The organism is Actinomadura vinacea, assembly GCF_039532545.1.
Classification (GTDB): Bacteria; Actinomycetota; Actinomycetes; order Streptosporangiales; family Streptosporangiaceae; genus Spirillospora; species Spirillospora vinacea.
Window position 1 is genome coordinate 55,014 of sequence record NZ_BAAARW010000006.1, and the last position, 19,088, is coordinate 74,101.

Genomic DNA, 19,088 nt, shown 5'->3' on the forward strand with positions numbered 1-19,088 from the left:
GCTCGAAATAGTTAAATCTTTCAGATTCGATACTTGAATCTGACGCGGCCTCCGCTCGTCCGGGGGCCGGGTGGGGCCGAGGAGGAGATCGTGACCAGCGCTCGGGAGACCATCAGGAACCTCATCGGCTCCGGCGATCCGTTCGACAGACCGGTGGACGAGGTGCGCGCCCTCCAGCTGGAGGCGGCCCGCGAGTCCTTCGCCGAGCACCGCGAACGCATCCCGCTGCTGCGTCGCCGCGCCGATGAGACGGGCGTCAAGGAGATCCGCGCGGAGGCGGACATCGTTCCGCTGCTGTTCTCGCACACCAGCTACAAGTCCTACCCGCTCTCCTACATCACCGCGGGCCAGTGGGACCGGCTCCTGCGCTGGTACTCGACCGTCTCGGTGGTCGAACGCGCCGAGGTGGACGTCGAAGGCGTGACCGACATCGACGACTGGATCGGGCGGCTCGCCGCGGCGGGGCACCGGCTCTACATCACCAGCGGCACGTCGGGAAAGGTCTCCTTCCTCAACAGCACGACGGCGGACCGCGAACTGCTGGCGCAGATCATGGCCAACCTCACCTGCTGGCCGAACCCGCTGCCGCCCGAGCGCACCCGCCGGGGCTACATCCTGGCTCCCGCGGGCGGGCCGATGCGCTCCATCGACGGCTTCCGGATGCACGCCGACCTGTTCGTGAAGGAAGGGGAGCTGCGGCTCCTGACGGACGACCCCCTGCGCGTGTCCGAGCTGATGCGCAGCGGCCTGCTGCGCAAGAAGATGGTGGACGGCACCGCCACCCCGCAGGAGGTCAGGGAGTTCGAGAACGCGTCCGGGGAGCGCGAGGCGGAGATGCAGGCGGCACTGGACGGGTTTCTCGACGACATCGTCGAGCACCGGCGCGAGCCGCTCCTCATCGCCGGGATGAACAACCAGCAGTGGGCGCTCATCCAGGGCGTGCGTGCGCGCGGCGTCCCCGACGGGGAGTTCCACCCGGACTCCCTGGTGCTCGCAGGGGGCGGCAACAAGAACCAGGTCCTCCCCGCCGACTACATGCAGCAGTTCGCCGACTTCTTCGGCGACGTCCGGAGGGTCCGCAGCTACGGAATGACGGAGCTGCAGGGCTCGTGCCCGTCCTGTGAGAAGGGCAACTACCACATACCGCCCTGGGTCGTCCCGCTGGTCCTCGACGAGCCGGGGGAGCGGCTGCTCAACGAGCCGAGCGGTGTGGTCGAAGGGCGCTTCGCGCTCCTCGACGTCTCCCTGGAGGGCCGCTGGGGCGGGCTGATCAGCGGTGACCGGGTGAAGGTGAACTTCTCTGCCTGCGCGTGCGGCAGGACCGGTCCCACCGTGCTGCCGGACGTGGCCCGGTACGGCGACCTCGGCGGCGACGACAAGATCAACTGCGCCGCGACGCTCGACTCCTACGTGCGAGGGATGATCCAGGCGTGAGCGGCACGGTTCTGTCCGGTACCGGAGGCGAGGCCGGGACGGCGGGCGCGCCGGTTCCCGTCCTCCACGTCGTCCAGGGGGCCGTCGACCGCGGCTCCGACCTGCGGCACGGCCGTGCGGGGGCCGGCTTCACCACGCCCGCCCTCGATCTCGACCGCCTGGTGTGGCCCAGGTCCGAGCCGGGGCCGGCCTTCGAGGTACCCGTCCGGGAGATCGTCGACCTGCTGGTGGCGACCGGCGAGCGGCTCCGGGACGACGCGGGCGGGGTGCTCGCCGAGGCGCTCGAGCACATGGTCGAGGTCAACCCGCTGCCGCGGGAGGTCCTGGAACGCGCGTACGCCCGGCTGTGGCGCAGCTTCCAGCGACCGCAGATCCAGGCGCAGATCGACAACGAGCTCGGTGGCGCGGACGTGCTCGACGGCTGGCGGGAGGTGGCGCTGCCGGACGGGCGGGTCGGTTCGATCCGGGCCTTCCCGCCCCGCCTGGTGCACATCCTGGCCGGCAACGCGCCCGGTGTGGCGGCCCAGTCGATCGTGCGGGGCGCGCTGACCAAGGGGGTGAACCTGCTCAAGCTGCCCTCCAACGACCTGTTCACCGCCACCGCAGTCCTCCGCACGATGATCGGGCTCGCGCCCGGGCATCCGGTGGTGCGCTCCTTCTCGGCGGCGTACTGGCGCGGCGGGGACGAGACCGTGGAGAGCACGCTGTTCCGCGCGCAGTTCTTCGACAAGCTCGTCGCCTGGGGCGGCGAGGCCACCATCCGCGGCGCCCTGAAGTACGTCGGCCCCGGATTCGAGCTGGTGTCCTTCGACCCGAAGTCGTCGATCTCGTTCATCGGCGGCGAGGCGCTGGCGTCCGACGAGGCGCTGGCGGAGGCCGCCGAGGCCGCCGCCGCGGACGCCACCTTCTTCAACCAGGCCGCGTGCGTGGCCAGCCGCTTCCAGTTCGTCGAGGGCCCGGTCGAGAACGCCGACCGTTTCGCCGCCGCGCTCTGCGAGCGGATGGGGGTGGCACGCGAGTTCTCCTCCGCGGGCGGCCCGAAGGTCGACGGCGAGCTGCGCGAGGAGATCGAGGTACTGCGCGAGCTCGAGGACGACTACCGGGTCTGGGGCGGCTACGACGGCCGCGGGCTGGTCATCCGCTCTCCGGAGCCGGTGGAGTTCCACCCCGACGGCAAGATCGTCAACGTGGTGCCGGTGCCCTCGCTGGCCGACGCCGTGGCCCATGCAGGCGTCGCGACGCAGACCGTCGGCGTGTACCCGGCCGCCCGCAAGGTGGAGCTGCGGGACGCGCTGGCGTCCGCGGGAGTGCAGCGCGTGGTCCCCCTCGGCGGGGCGGGGAGCATGCCGCCGGGACTCTCGCACGACGGCTTCTACCCGCTGCAGCGGCTGATGCGGTGGGTGAACGACGAATGAGCGACCGGCACTGGATGATCACCGGGGTGTCGAGCGGGCTGGGCCGGGCGCTCGCCGAGGCCGTGCTCGAACGCGGCGGGGTCGTGGTCGGCTCGCTTCGCGACAAGGAGCGGGCGGCCGCCTTCGAGCGGCTCGCCCCGGGCCGTTCCTTCGCGGTCGTCCTGGACGCCACCGATCCGCCGGAGGTCCTGACCGGGCGCGCCGACGAGGCGGTGCGCCTGGCGGGGCACCTGGACGTCCTGGTCAACAACGCCGGCTACGGCCTGCTCGGAGCGGTCGAGGAGGTGAGCGAGGAGGAGATCCGGCACCAGATGGACACCAACTTCACCGGTCCGCTGCGGCTCGTCCGCGCGCTCCTCCCGCACTTCCGCGAGCGCGGCCGCGGCCATGTCGTCAACATCAGCTCGATCGCGGGTTTCACCGGGCAACCGGGGCTGGGGGTCTACAACGCCTCCAAGTTCGCGCTCGAAGGCCTGTCGGAGGCGCTGCGGATCGAGCTGGGGCCGCTCGGCATCGGCGTCACCATCGTCGAGCCGGGAGCGTTCCGCACCGGGTGGGCGGGGACGGGGCTGAAGCATGCGGAGCGGCGCGTTCCCGGCTACGGGGCCGTCGACGCCATACGCGGCGGACTGGAGCACCTGGACGGCGCGCAGCAGGGCGATCCCCGCCGTGCCGCGGCCGCGATCATCCAGGCGGTCGAGGCGGCGGAACCGCCCGCCCGCCTGCCGCTGGGAGCCGACGCCGTGAAGGCGGTCCGCGGCAAGCTCGCCGCAGTGGGCCGCGAACTGGACGCCTGGGAGAGCCTGTCGGCGTCGACGGCGTTCGAGCGCTGAACGGCGGGCGGGACCGGGGGCGCCTTCCGCTCAGCTTCCGGTCCAGGTCGGGGGCCGCCCCTCGGCGAACGCGCGCGGTCCTTCGAGGGCGTCGCCGGTTCTCGCGATCTCGTCGTGCGCGGCTTCGTTCGCCTTCCACGCCTCCGGCTCGGGAAGCCGCGCGGACGCGTGCACCATGGCCTTGCTGGCGCGAACCGCGAGCGGGGCGTTGGCGGCGATGTCCGAGGCCAGCTCGACGGCCTGGGTGAGCACTTTCCCGGGGCGCACGACCATGTTGACCATCCCCCATTCCAGGGCGGTGGCCGCGTCCACGGGTTCTCCCGTCAGCAGGAGCTGGAGGGCGCGCCGGGGCCCGACGATGCCCGGCAGCCGGACCAGGCCGCCGCCGCTGGCGAGGATGCCCCGCTTGACCTCGGGCAGCGCGAAACGCGCGTGCTCCCCGCTCACCACCAGATCGCACGCCAGCGCCAGCTCGAGCCCGCCGCCGAAGGCCAGGCCGTTGACCGCCGCGACCACCGGTGTCGCGACGCGGTCCCGGACCAGCACGGTGACGGCGCGGGGAGCGGGAGCGGACGGGTCCGCACGCGCGGCGATCTCCTTGAGATCGCCTCCGGCGCAGAACGCGCGGTCACCGGACCCGGTGATGACGATCGCCCGGACGGACGGGTCGGCGTCCGCGGTCGCGAGGGCCGTCCTGAACCGGCGCGCCAGCCCGGTCGTGAGCGCGTTGAGCGACCGGGGGCGGTTGATCGTGAAGACGCGGACGTGCCCATGGTCGTCGATCAGCAGCTCGGCTCCGTCCGCCGCGGACACCTCGTCATTTCGCGGCGCGGTCATGGTGAAGCGCTTCCTTCAGCTCGGCGATGACGGGCGTCCACAGGCCGATCTCGTGCTCGTAGGGGGCGTAGAACTGGAAGCGGGTCACCAGGTCGCCGAAGCGCTCGGCGAGGGCGGGGGCGATCCGCTCAGGAGGGCCGACGACGGCGAAGGCGTCGAGCACCTCGTCGTCGATCGCGTCTCCCATCTTGGTCCACCTCTCGGGGTCGTCACCGCGTGACATGGCGTGCAGCTCGTCGCCCAGGTCGCCCCATCCGTGCAGGTCGAGGACGCCGCGGTAGGCGGGGGTGCTGGCGTAGAAGGCGATCCGCTCGCGGACGGCGCGGACGGCGGCGGCGAGGGACTCCTCGGTCGTTCCGGTGGCGGTCAGCGGCAGGCCGACGACCTGGAAGCCGTCCATGGAACGCCCCGCCTTCTCCTGCCCGCGGCGCACGGTCGGGAGGGTGACCTCGCGGATGTAGCGCTCGGTGGTGAAGCCGTGCAGCAGGATCCCGTCGCAGACCTCGCCGGCCACCCGGCACATGGCCTCGCCCACCGCGGCGATGACGATCTTGGGAGCCGGGGTCGGCAGCGGCCCGGGGGAGAAGAACGGCGTCATGAGGGTGTGGCGGTAGAAGGCGCCCTGGAAGTCCAGCCTTGAGCCGTTCTGCCAGGCGTCCCAGATGGCGCGGATCGCGGTCACCATCTCGCGCATGCGGGCGGCCGGGCTGCTCCAGGGCATCGAGAAGCGGCGTTCGATGTGCGGCTTGACCTGGCTGCCGAGGCCCAGGATGAAGCGGCCCTCGGTGTAGCGCTGCAGATCCCACGCGGTGTGCGCGAGGGTCATCGGTGATCGTGCGAACGCGACGGCGATCGCGGTGCCCAGCTCCAGCCGCCGGGTGGCCTGCGCCGCGGCGACGAGGGGGAGGAAGGGGTCGTGCTTGGACTCCGCGGACCACAGGCCCGCGTAGCCGCCCTCCTCGTGCTCGCGCGCCGTCTCCGCCGTCCGGTGGAGCGGTCCCGGGGTCAGCTTTCCGTCTGCCTGCATAGGGATAGGTTAAACGTTTTGATACAGTTAAACAATTCAGGTATTTGTGTGGAGGGAGCGGCATGTCGGACGTCGTCATCGTGGAGGCCGTGCGCTCGGCCGTCGGCAAGCGGCGCGGCGGCCTGGCCCGCCACCCGGCCCCGGATCTCTTCGCCGACGTGCTCTCCGCCCTGGTGGAACGGGCGGGCATCGACTCGGGCGCGGTCGGGCAGGTGACCGGCGGGTGCGTGAGCCAGGTCGGGCAGCAGTCGGGCAACGTGACCCGCAACGCGTGGCTCGCCGCCGGCCTCGACCAGCGGGTGGCCGCGTCGACGATCCACGCGCAGTGCGGTTCCTCCCAGCAGGCGTTCACCCTGGCCTACGGCCTGGTCGCGGGCGGTGTGGTCGACGCGGCCGTCGCGGGCGGCGTGGAGTCGATGAGCCAGGTCCCGATGGGATCGAGCACCCTGCCGGAACTGGGACCCGCCCGGACGTCCCGCTACGAGGAGCGGTACGAGGTCACGACGCAGTTCGAGGCGGCGGACCGGATCGCCGAGTCCTGGGATCTCACCCGCCCGCGGCTGGAGGAGTTCGCCGTCCTCTCGCAGGCGCGGGCGGCGAGGGCGATCGGCGAGGGCCGGTTCGCGGGCCAGATCGTGCCGGTCGAGGCGCCCGTGGCCGGCGACGACGGACGGATCACCGGCACCAGGACGATCGAGGTCGACGAGGGGCCCCGGCCGACGACGCCGGACGGCCTGGCGGGCCTGCGGGTGAACCAGAAGGACCGGCCCGGCGCGCTGCACACGGCCGGGACGTCGTCCCAGATCTCCGACGGCGCCTCGGCCCTGCTGCTCATGACCGCGAAGCGGGCCGACCGGCTCGGCCTGCGGCCGCGGGCGCGGGTGGTCGACTCCCTCATGGTCGGCAGCGACCCGGTGATGCTGCTCACCGGCCCGATTCCGGCGACTCGCGCGATCCTGGAGCGCAACGGCCTCGCCCTGGACGACATCGACGTCGTGGAGATCAACGAGGCGTTCGCGTCGGTCGTGCTCGCCTGGCGGCGCGAGTTCGACGCGGACCTGGCCAAGGTCAACGTCAACGGAGGCGCGATCGCGCTCGGGCACCCCTTGGGCGCGACGGGCGGGGTGCTGCTGACCAAGGCCCTCAACGAGCTGGAACGCTCGGGCGGCCGCTACGGCCTGGTCACGATGTGCCAGGGAGGGGGCATGGGCACGGGAACGCTCATCGAGCGGCTCTGACACCTCCCCCTCAGATCACGCCCTTGTCGGCGAGTTCGTCGACCGCCTCCCGGTCGAGGCCCAGCAGCCCTTCCAGGACGTCCCGGGTGTGCTCGCCCAGCGTCGGCGGGGCCGAGTAGTCCCGCACCGGGCTGCCGGACATCCTGATCGGATAGCGCAGCCCGGGAACGGGGCCGAGCGTCTCGTGCGCCATCTCGATCGGCAGCTCGCGGTGCCGGACCTGTTCGTCGTCGAGTGCTGCGCGGATGTCGTTGACCGGGCCCACCGGGACGTCGGCCGCGTCGAGCACGTCGATCCAGTGGCGCGCGTCGCGCTGGACGAAGATGCCCCGCAGCACCTCGAGGAGCTCCAGCCGGTGCTCGATCCGCGCGGAGATACCGGCGAAGCGCGGATCGTCGATGAGACCGGGGTGGCCGATCGCGCGGCACGCACGGCCGAACTGCGGATCGGTGGTGGCGACGATGAAGAACCGCTCGCCGTCCGCGCACTCGAACGCCTGGGACGGGATCCCGCCGAAACCGCCGTTGCCCCGCCGTTCGGGCACCACCCCCGACACCAGGAAGTTCTGCGCGTAATGCGACATCGACGCGAGCCCGCAGTCCAGCAGGGACACGTCGAGGTGCTGCCCGGCGCCGTGCCGGTCCCGGTGCCGGAGCGCGGCGAGGACGGCGGTGCCGGTGTAGAGCCCGGTGAGGACGTCGATCAGGGAGAGCCCGGATTTCATCGGGCCGGCGCCCGGCGTCCCGTCCGGATGGCCGGACACGCTCATCATCCCGCTGAGCGCCTGGAAGATCCCGTCGTAACCGGCCTTGTGCCGGTACGGACCGTCCTGGCCGAAGCCCGTGACCGAGCAGTAGACCAGCCGGGGGAAGCGCTCGCGAAGGTCCTCGTAGCCGAGCCCGTACTTCGCCAGGACTCCGGGGCGGAAGTTCTCCAGCAGGACGTCGGAGCGGCCGATCAGGTCGAGCAGCACGTTCCTGCCCTGCTCGGTGGTGAAGTCGAGGGTGATCGACCGCTTGTTCCGGTTGCAGCTGAGGTAGAAGGCGGACATGCCCGCGGTGCCGCCGTCCAGGAAGGGCGGGCCGTACTGGCGGGCGTCGTCTCCGCTCGCGGGGCGTTCGACCTTGACGACCTCGGCGCCCAGATCGCCCAGCATCTGGCTCGCCAGGGGGGCCGCCAGGATCCGGCTGAGGTCCAGGATCCGGATTCCCTGCAGCGCGCTGTCGCTCACCGCTCACCTCCGTGCTCGCGGGAGATATAGTTGAATAGATTAATTAATATCACGAGCCGTAGAGGGGGCCCTCGATGACCGAGACCGCGGGCGGGAGCGCCGTCCAGCCGCTGGTGCGGGGCATGACATGGGAGGACATGAAGGAGGGCGCGGTCTTCCGCACGGCGTACCGCACCGTCACCGAGACCGACCTGATGGGCCTCGTCCATCTCGGCGGCTTCAACGAGCCGCTGTTCTACGACGCCCGGCACGCCGCCGAGGGCGGCTACACCGGCCGGCTGATCCCGGGCGCGCTGGTCTACGTGCTCGCCGAAGGGCTCATCCTGCAGACCAACATCCTGCACGGCACCGGGCTGGCGTTCCTGCACATGGAGTTCTCGGTCAAGCGGCCCACCTACGTCGGCGACACCCTGCACGTCGTCGTCGAGACCACGGGGTCGCGGCCGTCCAGCAAGCCGGGGCGCGGCGTGGTGAGCACCCGGTGCGGTGTGATCAACCAGCGCGGCGAGGAGGTCGCGGTCTTCACGCCGGTGCGGCTGATCCGCGGACGCGATTTCGACGAGACCCGATCCTAGGTCGTCCCGCCCGGCAGGCGGGGCCCGCGGGCCAGCGCGATGAGGGCGGGGGCGGCCGCGATGACCACGAGCGACCAGGAGAAGGCGTCGTGGAAGGCGGCGGCGTAGGTCTCGGCGATGGCCTGCCGGACCGGCGCGGGCAGCGCGGAGACGCTCTCGGGCGCGCCGATGAGGCCCGCGGCGCCCGCCCGGTCCGGTGCCGCGATCCCCGCCTCCGCCAGCCGTCCGGGCAGCAGGTCGGCGACGCGGGCCGTGACGATGGCGCCGACCACGGCGACCCCGGTGGCGGCTCCGAAGGAACGCGCGAACGTGATCATCGACGTGGTGATCCCGAGATCGGCCGCCCGGGCGTTCATCTGCGCGACCACCATGAGGATCTGCGCCGTCGATCCCATCCCGATGCCGAGGAGGCCCATCGCGGCGGGCAGCAGGATCGTGCCGGCGGCCGCGCTGCCCGCCGCGAGCAGCAGCGCGCCGGCGAAGATCAGCGACGCCCCGGTCAGCGCGAACGGCTTCCAGACGCCGAACCGGGACAGGGCGGCGCCGACCAGCGGCGTGGTGACGATCTGGCAGAGCAGGAGCGGCAGCATCAGCATTCCCGAGCGAGCGGGGGAGACGCCCTGGACGATCTGCATGTACTGCGGCAGCAGGAACAGGGCCACGTACAGCACGCCGCTGGTGACCATGCTGGCCGCGGCGCAGATCAGGAACGGTCGGCTGCGGATCAGCCGCGCCGGCAGAACCGGGTCGGGTGCCGTCCGCCCGCTGCGGACCAGGAGGGCGGTGAACGCCAGTGCCGCCGCCGCCAGCGCCGCGGTCTCCGGGGCGGACCAGGCGATCGTCCGGCCGCCGAAGGTGACGATCAGCAGCAGGCAGACCGTCGTGCCGCCCAGGCCGATCATTCCGGCGACGTCCACCGAGCGCCCGGGCCGGCGGTCCGAGGTGGGAAGGCCGCGCAGGACCGCGCCGCAGACGAGGACCGCCAGCGGGACGGCGCCGAGGAAGCACAGCCGCCAGCCGGACCCGCCCAGCCCGACCAGATGGCCGCCGATCAGCGGCCCCGAGACGGCGGCCGTCCCGTAGCCCATGACGATGTAGCCGATGTACCTCCCCCGTTCGCGCGGGGTGGCGAGGTCGCCGAGCAGGACCTGGGTCATCACCAGCAGGCCGCCGATCCCGACGCCCTGGACCGCCAGCCCGGCGATCAGCCGGCCCGTGCCGGTGCTCGTCCCGGCGATCGCCGCGCCGGTGACGTAGAGGAGCGCGGTGACGACGAAGACCCGGCGCCTGCCCAGCACGTCGGCCAGCTTGCCCATGATGGGGCCGGCGATCGTGGCGGCCAGCAGCGTCGTCGACGCGATCCAGGAGACGTGCGACTGGCCGCCCCCGAGGTCGCCGGAGATGGTGGGCAGCGCCGTCGCGATGACGGTGGTGGACAGGGTGGCGAGGAACTGGCCGGACGCCAGGCCGATGATCATTCTGCGCGGTGGCCGTGCGCCCCCGCCGCTCGCCGCCGCGCTCGTGGCCTCGCTCCAATCGGACGCCGTGCCAGGGGTGCCCACTTTCCCTGCTTGAGTTAAACTATATAACTATTATTGCGACGCTGAGCCGAGGCGGTCCGCACGACGGGAGCGAGCCGATGATGACCGAGAACCACGGGAGGCCCCCGCTGCGGGTGGACGCGCGTCTCCCCGACGTCCTGACCGCCGTCGTCGCCGGGGACCACGCGCCCCGCGGGTCCGGTCCGCTGATGGACGTCGAGGACCCGGCGACCGAGAGCGCCATCGGGAGATTCGAGGAGACGACGGCCGACGGCGTCGCGCAGGCCGTGGAGAGCGCGCACGCCGCATGGCGGGGCTGGTCGCGCCTCGACCCGGTCGAGCGGGGGCGCCACCTGATGCGCGTGGCGGAGGCGCTGCGCGCGGACGCCGACCAGCTGGCCAGGCTGGAGTCGCTCGACTCGGGCAAGCCGCTGTCCCAGGCGCGCACGGACATCGCCGGAAGCGCACGCTACTTCGAGTACTACGCCGGCCTCGCCGACAAGATCCACGGCGAGACGATCCCGCAGCCCCGCGGCACTTTCGTCTACACCCTGCGCGAACCGTACGGCGTCGTGGCCCACATCACCCCCTGGAACGCCCCGCTGACCCAGATGATGCGCGGCGTGGCCCCGTGCCTGGCGGCGGGCAACACCGTGGTCGTGAAGCCGTCCGAGCTGACGCCCCTGACCTCGGTGCTGGCCGCGCGCCTGATGACCGAGGCCGGACTTCCCCCCGGTGTCTGCAACGTCGTGCTCGGCGCGGGGCACACGACCGGGGACGCCCTCACGCGGCATCCGCTGGTGCGGCACATCACCTTCACCGGTTCCGTCGAGGTGGGACGCCGGGTGGGCGCCGTCGCGGCGGACCGGATCGTCGACGTCAACCTCGAACTCGGCGGCAAGTCCCCGGCCATCGTGTGCGCCGACGCCGATCTCGGGACGGCCGCGAAGGCCGGCGCGCTGGCCGTGATCCGCAACTCCGGCCAGTCGTGCTTCGCGACGACCCGGCTGCTGGTGGACCGCCGCGTGCACGCGGAGTTCGTCGAGCGGCTCGCCGGCCACGTCGCGGGCCTGTCGGTCGGGCACGGCCTGGACGACCCCGACCTCGGGCCGCTGATCTCGGCGCGGCAGCGGTCCCGCGTCCTGGCGCACATCGGCCGCGCCACCCGCGACGGCGCCGAGCTGGTGGCCGGCGGCGGCGCGGTCGAGGGCGTCGAGCGCGGCCACTTCGTCGCGCCGACGCTGCTCAGCGGCGTCACCAACGACATGGCCGTCGCGCGGGAGGAGATCTTCGGCCCGGTCCAGTCCGTGATCGCCTTCGACTCGCTGGACGAGGCGGTCGGCATCGCCAACGACACCGAGTACGGGCTCTCCGCCGGCGTCTTCACCGCGCACGCCGGGACCGCCCACCGGATCGCGGCCGAACTGCAGGCCGGCCAGGTCCAGGTGAACCGCTACTCGGGCGCGGGCGTCGAGGTGCCCTTCGGCGGCTACAAGAACAGCGGCCTGGGCCGGGAGAAGGGCACCGAGGCGATCACCCACTACACCCAGCTCAAGAGCGTCATCGTCGCCACCTCGTGAGCGGCTACAGGGAGGTTCGGACATGACAGGCACGCCGGTTCTCGGCTTCGTCGGCCTCGGGGTGATGGGATCGCGGATGTGCGCGAACATCGTCCGCCGCGCCGGGGCGGAGGTGGTCGTCTTCGACCCGGTCAAGGAGGCCGCGGACGCGGCCGTGGCCCTGGGCGCGCGGCGGTGCGACGGCATCGGCGGCATCGCCCGGGACGCCGACATCGTCTTCCTGTCGCTGCCCGGCATCGCCGAGGTCGAGTCGGTGTGCGCGGAGCTGACGGCCTCGGCGGATCGCCCCCGGATCGTCGTCGACATGAGCACCAGCGACGTGGCCCGCACCCGCGCGCTGGCGGCGCGCATGGAGAAGGCGGGGGTCGCCTTCGTCGACGCGCCGGTGGCCCGGCTCCGCCAGGCGGCCGAGGACGGCACGCTGCTCATCACCGTGGGCGCGACCGAGGAGCGGTTCGCCGAACTGGAGCCGTTCCTGTCCTGCATGGGCAGCGACATCGTGCACGCGGGCGGCACCGGCAACGGCCAGGTGATGAAGATCCTCAACAACATGGTGCTGTTCCTCAACATGAACGCGCTCGCCGAGGCGCTCACCATCGGCCGTGCCGCCGGGGTGGACGGCGCCCTGCTGTTCCGGACCCTGCGGCTGGGGTCGGCCGACAGCTTCGCGCTGCGCCGGACGGCGACGGCGACGATGATCCCCGACGAGTTCCCCGAGCGCGCGTTCCCGACCAACTACGCGATCAAGGACCTGGCGCTGGCGCTGGAGCTGGCACGCGACGAGGGGATCGAGCTTCCCGCCGCGGGCCAGACCATGTCCCTGCTGGAGCGCACCCGCGACGCCGGCTACGGCGAGAACTACTACCCCGCCATGATCAAGCTGGTGGACGGCCGTGGCTGAGCGGAGCGAGCCCCCGGCCTGGGAGGTCTGGGCGCTGCGCCTCGGCACGGCGGACCGTCCCGCACGCGACAACTTCCTCATGCCCTGCGCGCGCTCCGGGCTCATGCGCCTCGACTTCACGATGTGGGTGGTGCGCGACGGCGACCGGGCCGTCGTCGTCGACACCGGTTTCAGCGAACGCGCCGGTGAGCGGCGCGGGCGGCGCCTCGACCGCCGTCCCGCCGAAGCGGTCCGGCGCCTCGGGATCGATCCCGGCCGGGTGGACGAGGTCGTCCTCACGCACCTGCACTTCGACCACGCGGGCAACCTGGGTGACTTCCCGCAGGCGCGGGTCGCGGTGCAGGCCCGCGAGCTGGAGTACACCACCGGCAAGGCCATGACGCGTCCCGCCCTCAACCACTTCTTCGAGGCCGACGACGTCGTGGAGGTCGTCCGGCGGGTGCACGACGGCGGGGTACGGGTGGTCGAAGGCGACGTCGAGCTGGCCCCGGGCCTGGAGCTCCGCCTCATCGGCGGCCACACCAAGGGCCTGCAGGTCGTCCGCGTGCACACCGCCCGCGGATGGGTCGTCCTGGCCTCGGACGCCCTGCACTACTACGCCAACTTCCACGAGCGGAACCCGTTCCCCGCGATCCTCGACCTCGGGGTGATGCTCGACGGCTACGACCGGATCGGACGCCTCGCGGCGAGCGCGGACCACATCGTCCCCGGTCACGACCCCGCGGTGTTCGAGCGCTACGCAGGCCCCGATGACGATCTCCCCGACGGGGTCGTGGCCTTGCACCGCGCTCCCGGGCAGGCCACCGCTCACTGAACGAAAGCTGGTACTCCATGGATTTCTCCCTGCCGCCCGAGGTGGACGAGTTCCGCCGCTCGGTGGAGGACTTCTCGCTCGAACGGCTCGCCCCGCAGGCGCACGCGCGGGCACACTCGGCCGACTACCCGTGGGACGTGGCGCGGGCGATGGCGGACCAGGGCCTGCTGGGTCTGACCATCCCCGAGGAGAAGGGCGGCCAGGGGGCCGGCCTGCTCGCCGCGGTGACCGCGATCCAGGCCGTGGCCAAGGGGTGCCCGCGCAGCGCGGACGTCGTCCAGGCGGGCAACTTCGGCCCCATCCGGACCTTCGCCGAGTACGCCACACCCGCGCAGCGGGAGCGCTACCTGGCCGGACTCCTGGCGGGGGAGACCCTCATCGGGCTCGGCATGACCGAGCCGGAGGCCGGGTCGGCGGTCACCGACCTGAGCACCAGCGCGGTGCCGAAGGGCGACGGCTTCCTGGTGAACGGAAGCAAGATCTTCTCGACGCACAGCGCCGAGGCGACCGTCTTCCTGGTGTACGTCCGGTTCGGCCCCGGCGCGGGCGGCATCGGCTCGGTGCTGGTGGACCGGGACAGCGAGGGGCTCACGATCGGCGAGCCGTCGACGTTCATGAACGGCGAGCACTGGTGCCAGCTCTACTTCGACGACTGCCACGTGCCGGCAGGGCAGGTGCTGCTGGGCGAGGGCGGTTTCAAGAAGCAGATCAGCGGCTTCAACGTCGAACGCCTCGGCAACGCGTCCCGCTCCATCGCCGTCGGGCGCCACGCGTTCGACCAGGCCGTCGGGCATCTCAACACGCGCCGGCAGTTCGGCCGCCCGCTGGCGGAGTTCCAGGGACTGCAGTGGATGTTCGCCGAGGCCGCGGTGAAGCTGGAGTCGGCCCAGCTGCTCCTGCACCGGGCGGCGGTCGCGGGCGACCGGGACGGCATCCCTTCGGCGTTCGACACCGCCGTCGCGAAGTTCGCGGCGAACCAGGCCGGATTCGGTGCCGCCGACGTCGCGATGCAGGCCATGGGCGCCACCGGGTTCAGCACCGAGTCGCTCGTCGAGTACTGCTTCCGCCGCACGCGCGGGTGGATGATCGCCGGGGGCTCGACCGAGGTGCTCAAGAACCGCATCGCCGAGCACGTCTTCGGCCGCCGCTTCAGCCAGCGCGGCGCCGCCTCATGAACACCGCCCCCACTCCCGCACTGTACGACGCGCTGCTCAGCCCCTCCTCCGTGGCGATCGTGGGCGCGTCCGACACCCCCGGCAAGACCACGGCCCGGCCGATGGAGTACCTGCGCGAGCATGGGTGGACGGGACGGCTCTTCCCCGTCAATCCCGCCCGGGAGACCGTGCTGGGCGAACGGTCGTGGCCCTCGCTGAGCGCGCTTCCGGTGGTGCCCGATCACGTCTTCGTCCTGACCGGGGCGGACCTCGCCGTCGAGGCGGTGCGCGAGTGCGCCGGCCTCGGCGTGACCGTGGCCACCGTCATGGCCGACGGCTTCCTGGACGGCGACGAACGCGGCGGCGCCCGGCGCGCCGAGCTGCGGGAGATCGTCGGCACGTCCGGCATCAGGCTGCTCGGGCCGGGCAGCCTCGGCGTCGCCGCCCTCGGCCACGGGCTCGCGCTCACCGCCAACGCGGCCTTCGCCGAGCCCGGTCTCGGCCAGGGCGGCGTGTTCGTCGCCTCCCAGTCCGGCAGCGCCATCGGCGCCCTGCTCTCGCGCGGCAAGGAGATGGGGGTCGGCTTCCGCGGCATGGTCTCCACCGGCAACGAGCTCGACCTGACCCTCGGCGAGATCTGCCTCGCCTCGGTCGGCGACCCGCGGATCGAGGGCTACGCCCTCTTCCTGGAGAACCTCACCGGCGCCGATGACCTGCGCGCCTTCGCCCGCGCCGCGGCCGAGCGCGGCAAGCCGGTCCTCGCCTACAAACTGGGGCGGACCGATGCCGGCGCCCGCCTGGCCGTGTCGCACACGGGCGCGCTGGCGGGGGACGACGCCGTCGCCGACGCGCTGCTGAAGGATCTGGGGATCGCCAGGGTGCGCACCTTCGAGGCGCTCCTCGAAGGGCAGCACCTGGCACGCGGCCTGCCGATCCGGGCCCCCGGGGCACGACGCCCCCGGGTGTGCGTCCTGTCCACCACCGGCGGCGGGGGCGCGATGGCCGTCGACTGCCTCGCCGCCGCCGGTGCCGATCTTCCGGGGCCGTCGCCGGAGACCGTCCGCAGGCTCGCCGAGGCGGGGATCGCCGCGGGACACGGCGCCCTGATCGACCTCACGCTCGCCGGCACCCGCTACGAGGTGATGAAGAGCGCGCTCGACGTCGTCCTGGCGGCTCCGGAGTTCGACGCGGTCGTGGCGGTCCCGGGCAGCTCCGCCCGGTTCCATCCCGAACTGGCCGTCAAGCCGATCGCGGACTGCGCGGGGGGCGGCAAGCCGCTCGCGGCCTTCGTGATGCCCGCTGCGCCCGAGGCGCTGCGTCTCCTGAGGAGCAGCGGGGTGGCGGCCTTCCGTACGCCGGAGTCCTGCGCCGATGCCCTGCTCGCGGTCTTCGGCCGCCGCATGCCCGCCGAGGCGGAGCGACGCCGGAGGCTCCGGGCGCCGGCCGCCGCTTCGGAGGTCCTGGACGAGGCCCGGTCGTACGAGGTGCTGGGCGGTGCCGGGCTCGCCTGCGCGCCGTACGCCGTGGTGGCCGCGGCGCGGCTTCCGGAGGAGCTCCCGGTCGCCGGACCGGCGGCGGTGAAGATCCTTTCAGCCGAGGTGCCGCACAAGTCCGATGCGGGGGGCGTCGTCCTCGGCGTCGCGGACGGCGCCGGTCTGCGGGCGGCGGCGGACCGCATCGTCCAGGCGATGGCGGAACGGCTCCCCGGGGTGCCGGCCGAGCGCTTCCTCGTCCAGACCATGGCGCGCGGTGTCGGCGAGGCGCTCGTCGGCTTCCGGCATGACCCGGACGCCGGCCCGGTCGTGGTGCTCGCGGCCGGGGGCGTGCTCGCGGAGCTCTACCGCGACCGCAGCGTCCGGCCCGCCCCGGTCGACGCGGCCACCGCCCGCGAGATGGTCGGCGAGGTCATCGCCTTCCGCGCGCTCGCGGGTTACCGGGGCGCCCCGGCCGGGGACCTCGGCGCCTTGGCCGAGGCGGTCGTCGCGGTCTCCCGGCTGGCCGGGACGGACGGCGCGGCGATCCTCGAGGCTGAGGTGAACCCGCTGCTCGTGCTCCCCGAAGGCCAGGGCGTCATCGCGGTGGACGCCCTCGTACGCCGCGAGAGTGAGGACCGAGTCGAATGACCGGAACCGTCGTCGAAGCGCTGACAGGCCACGCGATGGAGTTGCGCGCCGCACCGCTGCCGCCCGCATTGGCCGACGCGGCGGAACTGGCCTTCGTGGACTGGCTCGGAGTCACCTTCGGGGGGAGCACCGGCGTCCCGGCCCGCGCCCTCCTCGACGGGCTGGGGCCCCTGTCGGGACCCAGCCGCGTGGTGGGCGGGGGCGCGGCGCCGCCCCCGCTGGCCGCCCTCGTGAACGGCACCGCCGCGCACACCCTGGAGCTCGACGACATCTACGCGCCGGGTCTCTTCCACCCCGGCGCGCCGATCATCGCCGCCGCCCTGGCGGTGGCGGACCAGGTGCGGGCGCCCGGAGAGACGCTCCTGCGTGCGCTGGTCACCGGGTACGAGATCGGCTGCCGGGTGGCCGCGGACCTCGGGCCGGCACATTACAAGAACTGGCACACCACCGGGACGGCCGGCAGCGTCGGGGCCGCCGCCGCGGCGGCAGAGGTGCTCGGCGCCGGCGAGGACGTCTTCGCACACGCGCTCGCGCTGGCCGCGACGATGGCCTCGGGGCTGCAGCAGACCTTCCGCAGCGACGCGATGGGCAAGCCCCTGCACGCCGGGAACGCCGCGCAGGCGGGGGTGGTGGCCGCCGCCCTGGCCCGCGGCGGGGTGACCGGCGCGCCGGACGTCCTGGAGGGCGACGCGGGACTCGGGGCGGCGACCGGAGCACCGTCCGGCTGGGAACGCTGCCGCGCCCCGCTCGGCACGCCGTCCGGTTCGGACCTGGCGATCGGCGCCATCACGATCAAGCCCTATCCCTGCTGCGGGCACGCTTTCGCCGTCATCGACGCCGTGCTGGAACTGCGCGCGGAAGGGCTGGCGGCCGGCGACGTCGAACGTCTGGAGGTCGGCACCTACGCGACGGCGCTGGCGGTCGCCGGGATCAAGCGGCCGCGCACCGTCGCCGAGCGCAGGTTCAGCATCCCCCATCTCGCGTCCGTCGCGCTGGCCGCGGGCGCCGTGACCGGCGAGACGGTCGAGTCGGACGGCGACGCCGCGGGCCTCCGGGCACTTGCGGACGCGGTGCGCCTGGAGATCGATCCGGCCTTCGAGGAAAGGTTCCCCGGCCGCCGCGGCGCGCGGGTGACGGCGGTGACCCGTTCGGGTGCCCGGATGACCGCGGAGGTGCCGGACCGCTCGGGCAGCCCGCAGTGCCCGTTGCCGCCGGAGCGGGTGCGCCGGAAGTTCCTCGACACCGCGGCGGCGGTGGTGGGGACGCACGGCCCCCACCTGCTGGCGCGGATCGGCGGGCTCCGCTCCGGCGGCACGGTCGCCGATCTCGACATCGGCCCGGCCGGGACCTGACTCGGCGGGCGGGCTCAGGGCCTGCCGGGCAGCGACCCGATGGGGCGGCCGGCCGGCGCGACCTCGTACAGCCGCGGCATGGCCTCGACCAGCTCGTCGGCGGTGACCGCGCCGCCGGAGCGGGCCGGATGCGTGGCGGCGATCGTCCAGGACCGCATGCGGTTGAGCTTGTCGCCGTCGATCCTCAGGACCTGGCCGGTGAGCCAGCCGGCGGCGTCGGAGGCGAGGTACACGACCACACCCGAGGCGTTGGCAGGGTCCAGAGGAGCGAATCCGTCCTCACCGGCCGCGCCGTCTCCCACCATCCCCGCCGTCATACGGGTGGCGGCGATGGGGGAGATGGCGTTGACGGTCACGCCGTAGCGGCGCATCTCCATGGCGGCGATCGTGGTGAGGCCGGCGATGCCGGCCTTGGCCGCGCCGTAGTTGGACTGCCCGATCTGGCCGAAGAGGCCGGTCCCCGAGGTGGTGTTGATGATCCGCCCGGCGACCGGCTCGCCGCGCTTGAACGCGTCGCGCCAGTGGGCGCAGGCATGGCGGGTGAGGGCGAAGCTGCCCTTGAGGTGCACCGCGATCACGGCGTCGAGGTCCGCCTCGGTCATCGAGAAGATCATCCGGTCGCGCAGGATGCCGGCGTTGTTCACCACGATGTCCAGCCGGCCGAACTCGGCGACCGCGCGGGCGACCATGGACTCGGCCGCCAGCCAGTCCGCGACCGAGCTCCCGTCGGCCACCGCCCGGCCGCCGAGCTCGGTGATCTCGGCGACCACCTCGTCGGCGGGCGACTCGCCCGCCTGCTCGCCGTGCAGGCCGGAGCCGAGATCGTTGACCACCACCGCGGCCCCGGCCGCGGCCAGCGCCAGGCAGTGCGCCCGGCCCAGCCCGCGACCGCCCCCGGTGACGATGGCGACCTTCCCGTCGAGCAGCCCCACGGCATGACCTCCTCATGCGACGACCGAATCGAACCCGGCCCCAATAAGAACTTAATCATCTTACTATATTTGTTCGGATCGGGCTTGTGTCACGTCGTCGT

The 19,088-nt window shown here is 72.9% G+C and carries 16 protein-coding genes; 11 read left to right on the forward strand and 5 right to left on the reverse strand.

All coding sequences use genetic code 11. The features are described from left to right. Positions 1 to 90: 90 nt before the first annotated feature. The 3 genes from ABD340_RS08895 to ABD340_RS08905 are packed head-to-tail and all read left to right on the forward strand — an operon-like array spanning position 91 to position 3,682. Positions 91 to 1,434, forward strand: a complete 1,344-nt coding sequence (locus tag ABD340_RS08895; RefSeq protein WP_344588154.1) for a phenylacetate--CoA ligase family protein — start codon at positions 91 to 93, stop codon at positions 1,432 to 1,434. Next, positions 1,431 to 2,849 carry an acyl-CoA reductase gene (locus tag ABD340_RS08900; protein ID WP_344588155.1) on the forward strand — a complete coding sequence of 473 codons (1,419 nt, stop codon included), beginning with the start codon at positions 1,431 to 1,433 and terminating at the stop codon, positions 2,847 to 2,849. Before ABD340_RS08895 ends, ABD340_RS08900 begins: the two co-directional genes overlap by 4 nt. Beyond that, a complete protein-coding gene (locus ABD340_RS08905; RefSeq protein ID WP_344588156.1) occupies positions 2,846 to 3,682 on the forward strand; it encodes an oxidoreductase in 837 nt (278 codons plus the stop codon). Before ABD340_RS08900 ends, ABD340_RS08905 begins: the two co-directional genes overlap by 4 nt. 30 nt (positions 3,683 to 3,712) lie before the next feature. Here the strand turns inward: ABD340_RS08905 and ABD340_RS08910 are convergent, their stop codons facing one another. Together ABD340_RS08910 and ABD340_RS08915 are read right to left on the reverse strand one after the other, a co-directional pair. Continuing rightward, positions 3,713 to 4,519, reverse strand: a complete 807-nt coding sequence (locus ABD340_RS08910; protein ID WP_344588157.1) for an enoyl-CoA hydratase/isomerase family protein — start codon at positions 4,517 to 4,519, stop codon at positions 3,713 to 3,715. Further along, on the reverse strand, positions 4,500 to 5,546 hold the full coding sequence (locus tag ABD340_RS08915; protein WP_344588158.1) for a TIGR03617 family F420-dependent LLM class oxidoreductase: 1,047 nt from the start codon (positions 5,544 to 5,546) through the stop codon (positions 4,500 to 4,502). Before ABD340_RS08915 ends, ABD340_RS08910 begins: the two co-directional genes overlap by 20 nt. A gap of 62 nt (positions 5,547 to 5,608) precedes the next feature. On the opposite strand from ABD340_RS08915, the gene ABD340_RS08920 reads away from it, so the two are divergent. Beyond that, on the forward strand, positions 5,609 to 6,784 hold the full coding sequence (locus ABD340_RS08920) for an acetyl-CoA C-acyltransferase (protein ID WP_344588159.1): 1,176 nt from the start codon (positions 5,609 to 5,611) through the stop codon (positions 6,782 to 6,784). Positions 6,785 to 6,794: 10 nt separating this feature from the next. Here ABD340_RS08920 and ABD340_RS08925 read toward each other — a convergent pair whose 3' ends face one another. Next, the gene (locus tag ABD340_RS08925) at positions 6,795 to 8,015 is read right to left on the reverse strand and encodes a CaiB/BaiF CoA transferase family protein (RefSeq protein ID WP_344588160.1); all 1,221 of its coding nucleotides are present in this window, start codon (positions 8,013 to 8,015) and stop codon (positions 6,795 to 6,797) included. Positions 8,016 to 8,089: 74 nt separating this feature from the next. Between ABD340_RS08925 and ABD340_RS08930 the strand changes: the two genes are divergently transcribed. Further along, complete coding sequence (locus ABD340_RS08930; RefSeq protein WP_344588162.1) at positions 8,090 to 8,590, forward strand: MaoC family dehydratase; 501 nt, start codon at positions 8,090 to 8,092, stop codon at positions 8,588 to 8,590. On the opposite strand, the gene ABD340_RS08935 is transcribed toward ABD340_RS08930, so the two are convergent. Next, on the reverse strand, positions 8,587 to 10,068 hold the full coding sequence (locus ABD340_RS08935) for an MFS transporter (protein ID WP_344588163.1): 1,482 nt from the start codon (positions 10,066 to 10,068) through the stop codon (positions 8,587 to 8,589). The two genes, ABD340_RS08930 and ABD340_RS08935, sit on opposite strands and share 4 nt — an antisense overlap. A gap of 161 nt (positions 10,069 to 10,229) precedes the next feature. Here ABD340_RS08935 and ABD340_RS08940 point away from each other — a divergent pair, with 161 nt between their 5' ends. Genes ABD340_RS08940 through ABD340_RS08965 form a run of 6 tightly spaced genes read left to right on the forward strand, consistent with a single transcriptional unit; the run spans position 10,230 to position 18,055 of the window. Next, the gene (locus tag ABD340_RS08940) at positions 10,230 to 11,711 is read left to right on the forward strand and encodes an aldehyde dehydrogenase family protein (RefSeq protein ID WP_344588164.1); all 1,482 of its coding nucleotides are present in this window, start codon (positions 10,230 to 10,232) and stop codon (positions 11,709 to 11,711) included. Positions 11,712 to 11,733: 22 nt separating this feature from the next. After that, positions 11,734 to 12,612 (forward strand): NAD(P)-dependent oxidoreductase, encoded by an 879-nt coding sequence (locus tag ABD340_RS08945; protein WP_344588166.1) that lies wholly within the window; start codon positions 11,734 to 11,736, stop codon positions 12,610 to 12,612. Further along, entirely contained in the window at positions 12,605 to 13,426 is an 822-nt protein-coding gene (locus ABD340_RS08950) for an N-acyl homoserine lactonase family protein (RefSeq protein WP_344588167.1), read from the forward strand. Before ABD340_RS08945 ends, ABD340_RS08950 begins: the two co-directional genes overlap by 8 nt. A gap of 17 nt (positions 13,427 to 13,443) precedes the next feature. Continuing rightward, positions 13,444 to 14,601 (forward strand): acyl-CoA dehydrogenase family protein, encoded by a 1,158-nt coding sequence (locus ABD340_RS08955; RefSeq protein ID WP_344588168.1) that lies wholly within the window; start codon positions 13,444 to 13,446, stop codon positions 14,599 to 14,601. Then, complete coding sequence (locus tag ABD340_RS08960) at positions 14,598 to 16,703, forward strand: acetate--CoA ligase family protein (protein ID WP_344588170.1); 2,106 nt, start codon at positions 14,598 to 14,600, stop codon at positions 16,701 to 16,703. Before ABD340_RS08955 ends, ABD340_RS08960 begins: the two co-directional genes overlap by 4 nt. Further along, positions 16,700 to 18,055: an MmgE/PrpD family protein gene (locus ABD340_RS08965; protein WP_344588171.1), complete on the forward strand. Its 1,356-nt coding sequence runs from the start codon at positions 16,700 to 16,702 to the stop codon at positions 18,053 to 18,055. The genes ABD340_RS08960 and ABD340_RS08965 overlap by 4 nt, the downstream gene beginning before the upstream one ends. Positions 18,056 to 18,069: 14 nt before the next feature. Here ABD340_RS08965 and ABD340_RS08970 read toward each other — a convergent pair whose 3' ends face one another. Beyond that, positions 18,070 to 18,987, reverse strand: coding sequence for an SDR family NAD(P)-dependent oxidoreductase (locus ABD340_RS08970; protein WP_344588172.1), 918 nt, complete (start codon positions 18,985 to 18,987; stop codon positions 18,070 to 18,072). Positions 18,988 to 19,088 lie beyond the last annotated feature (101 nt).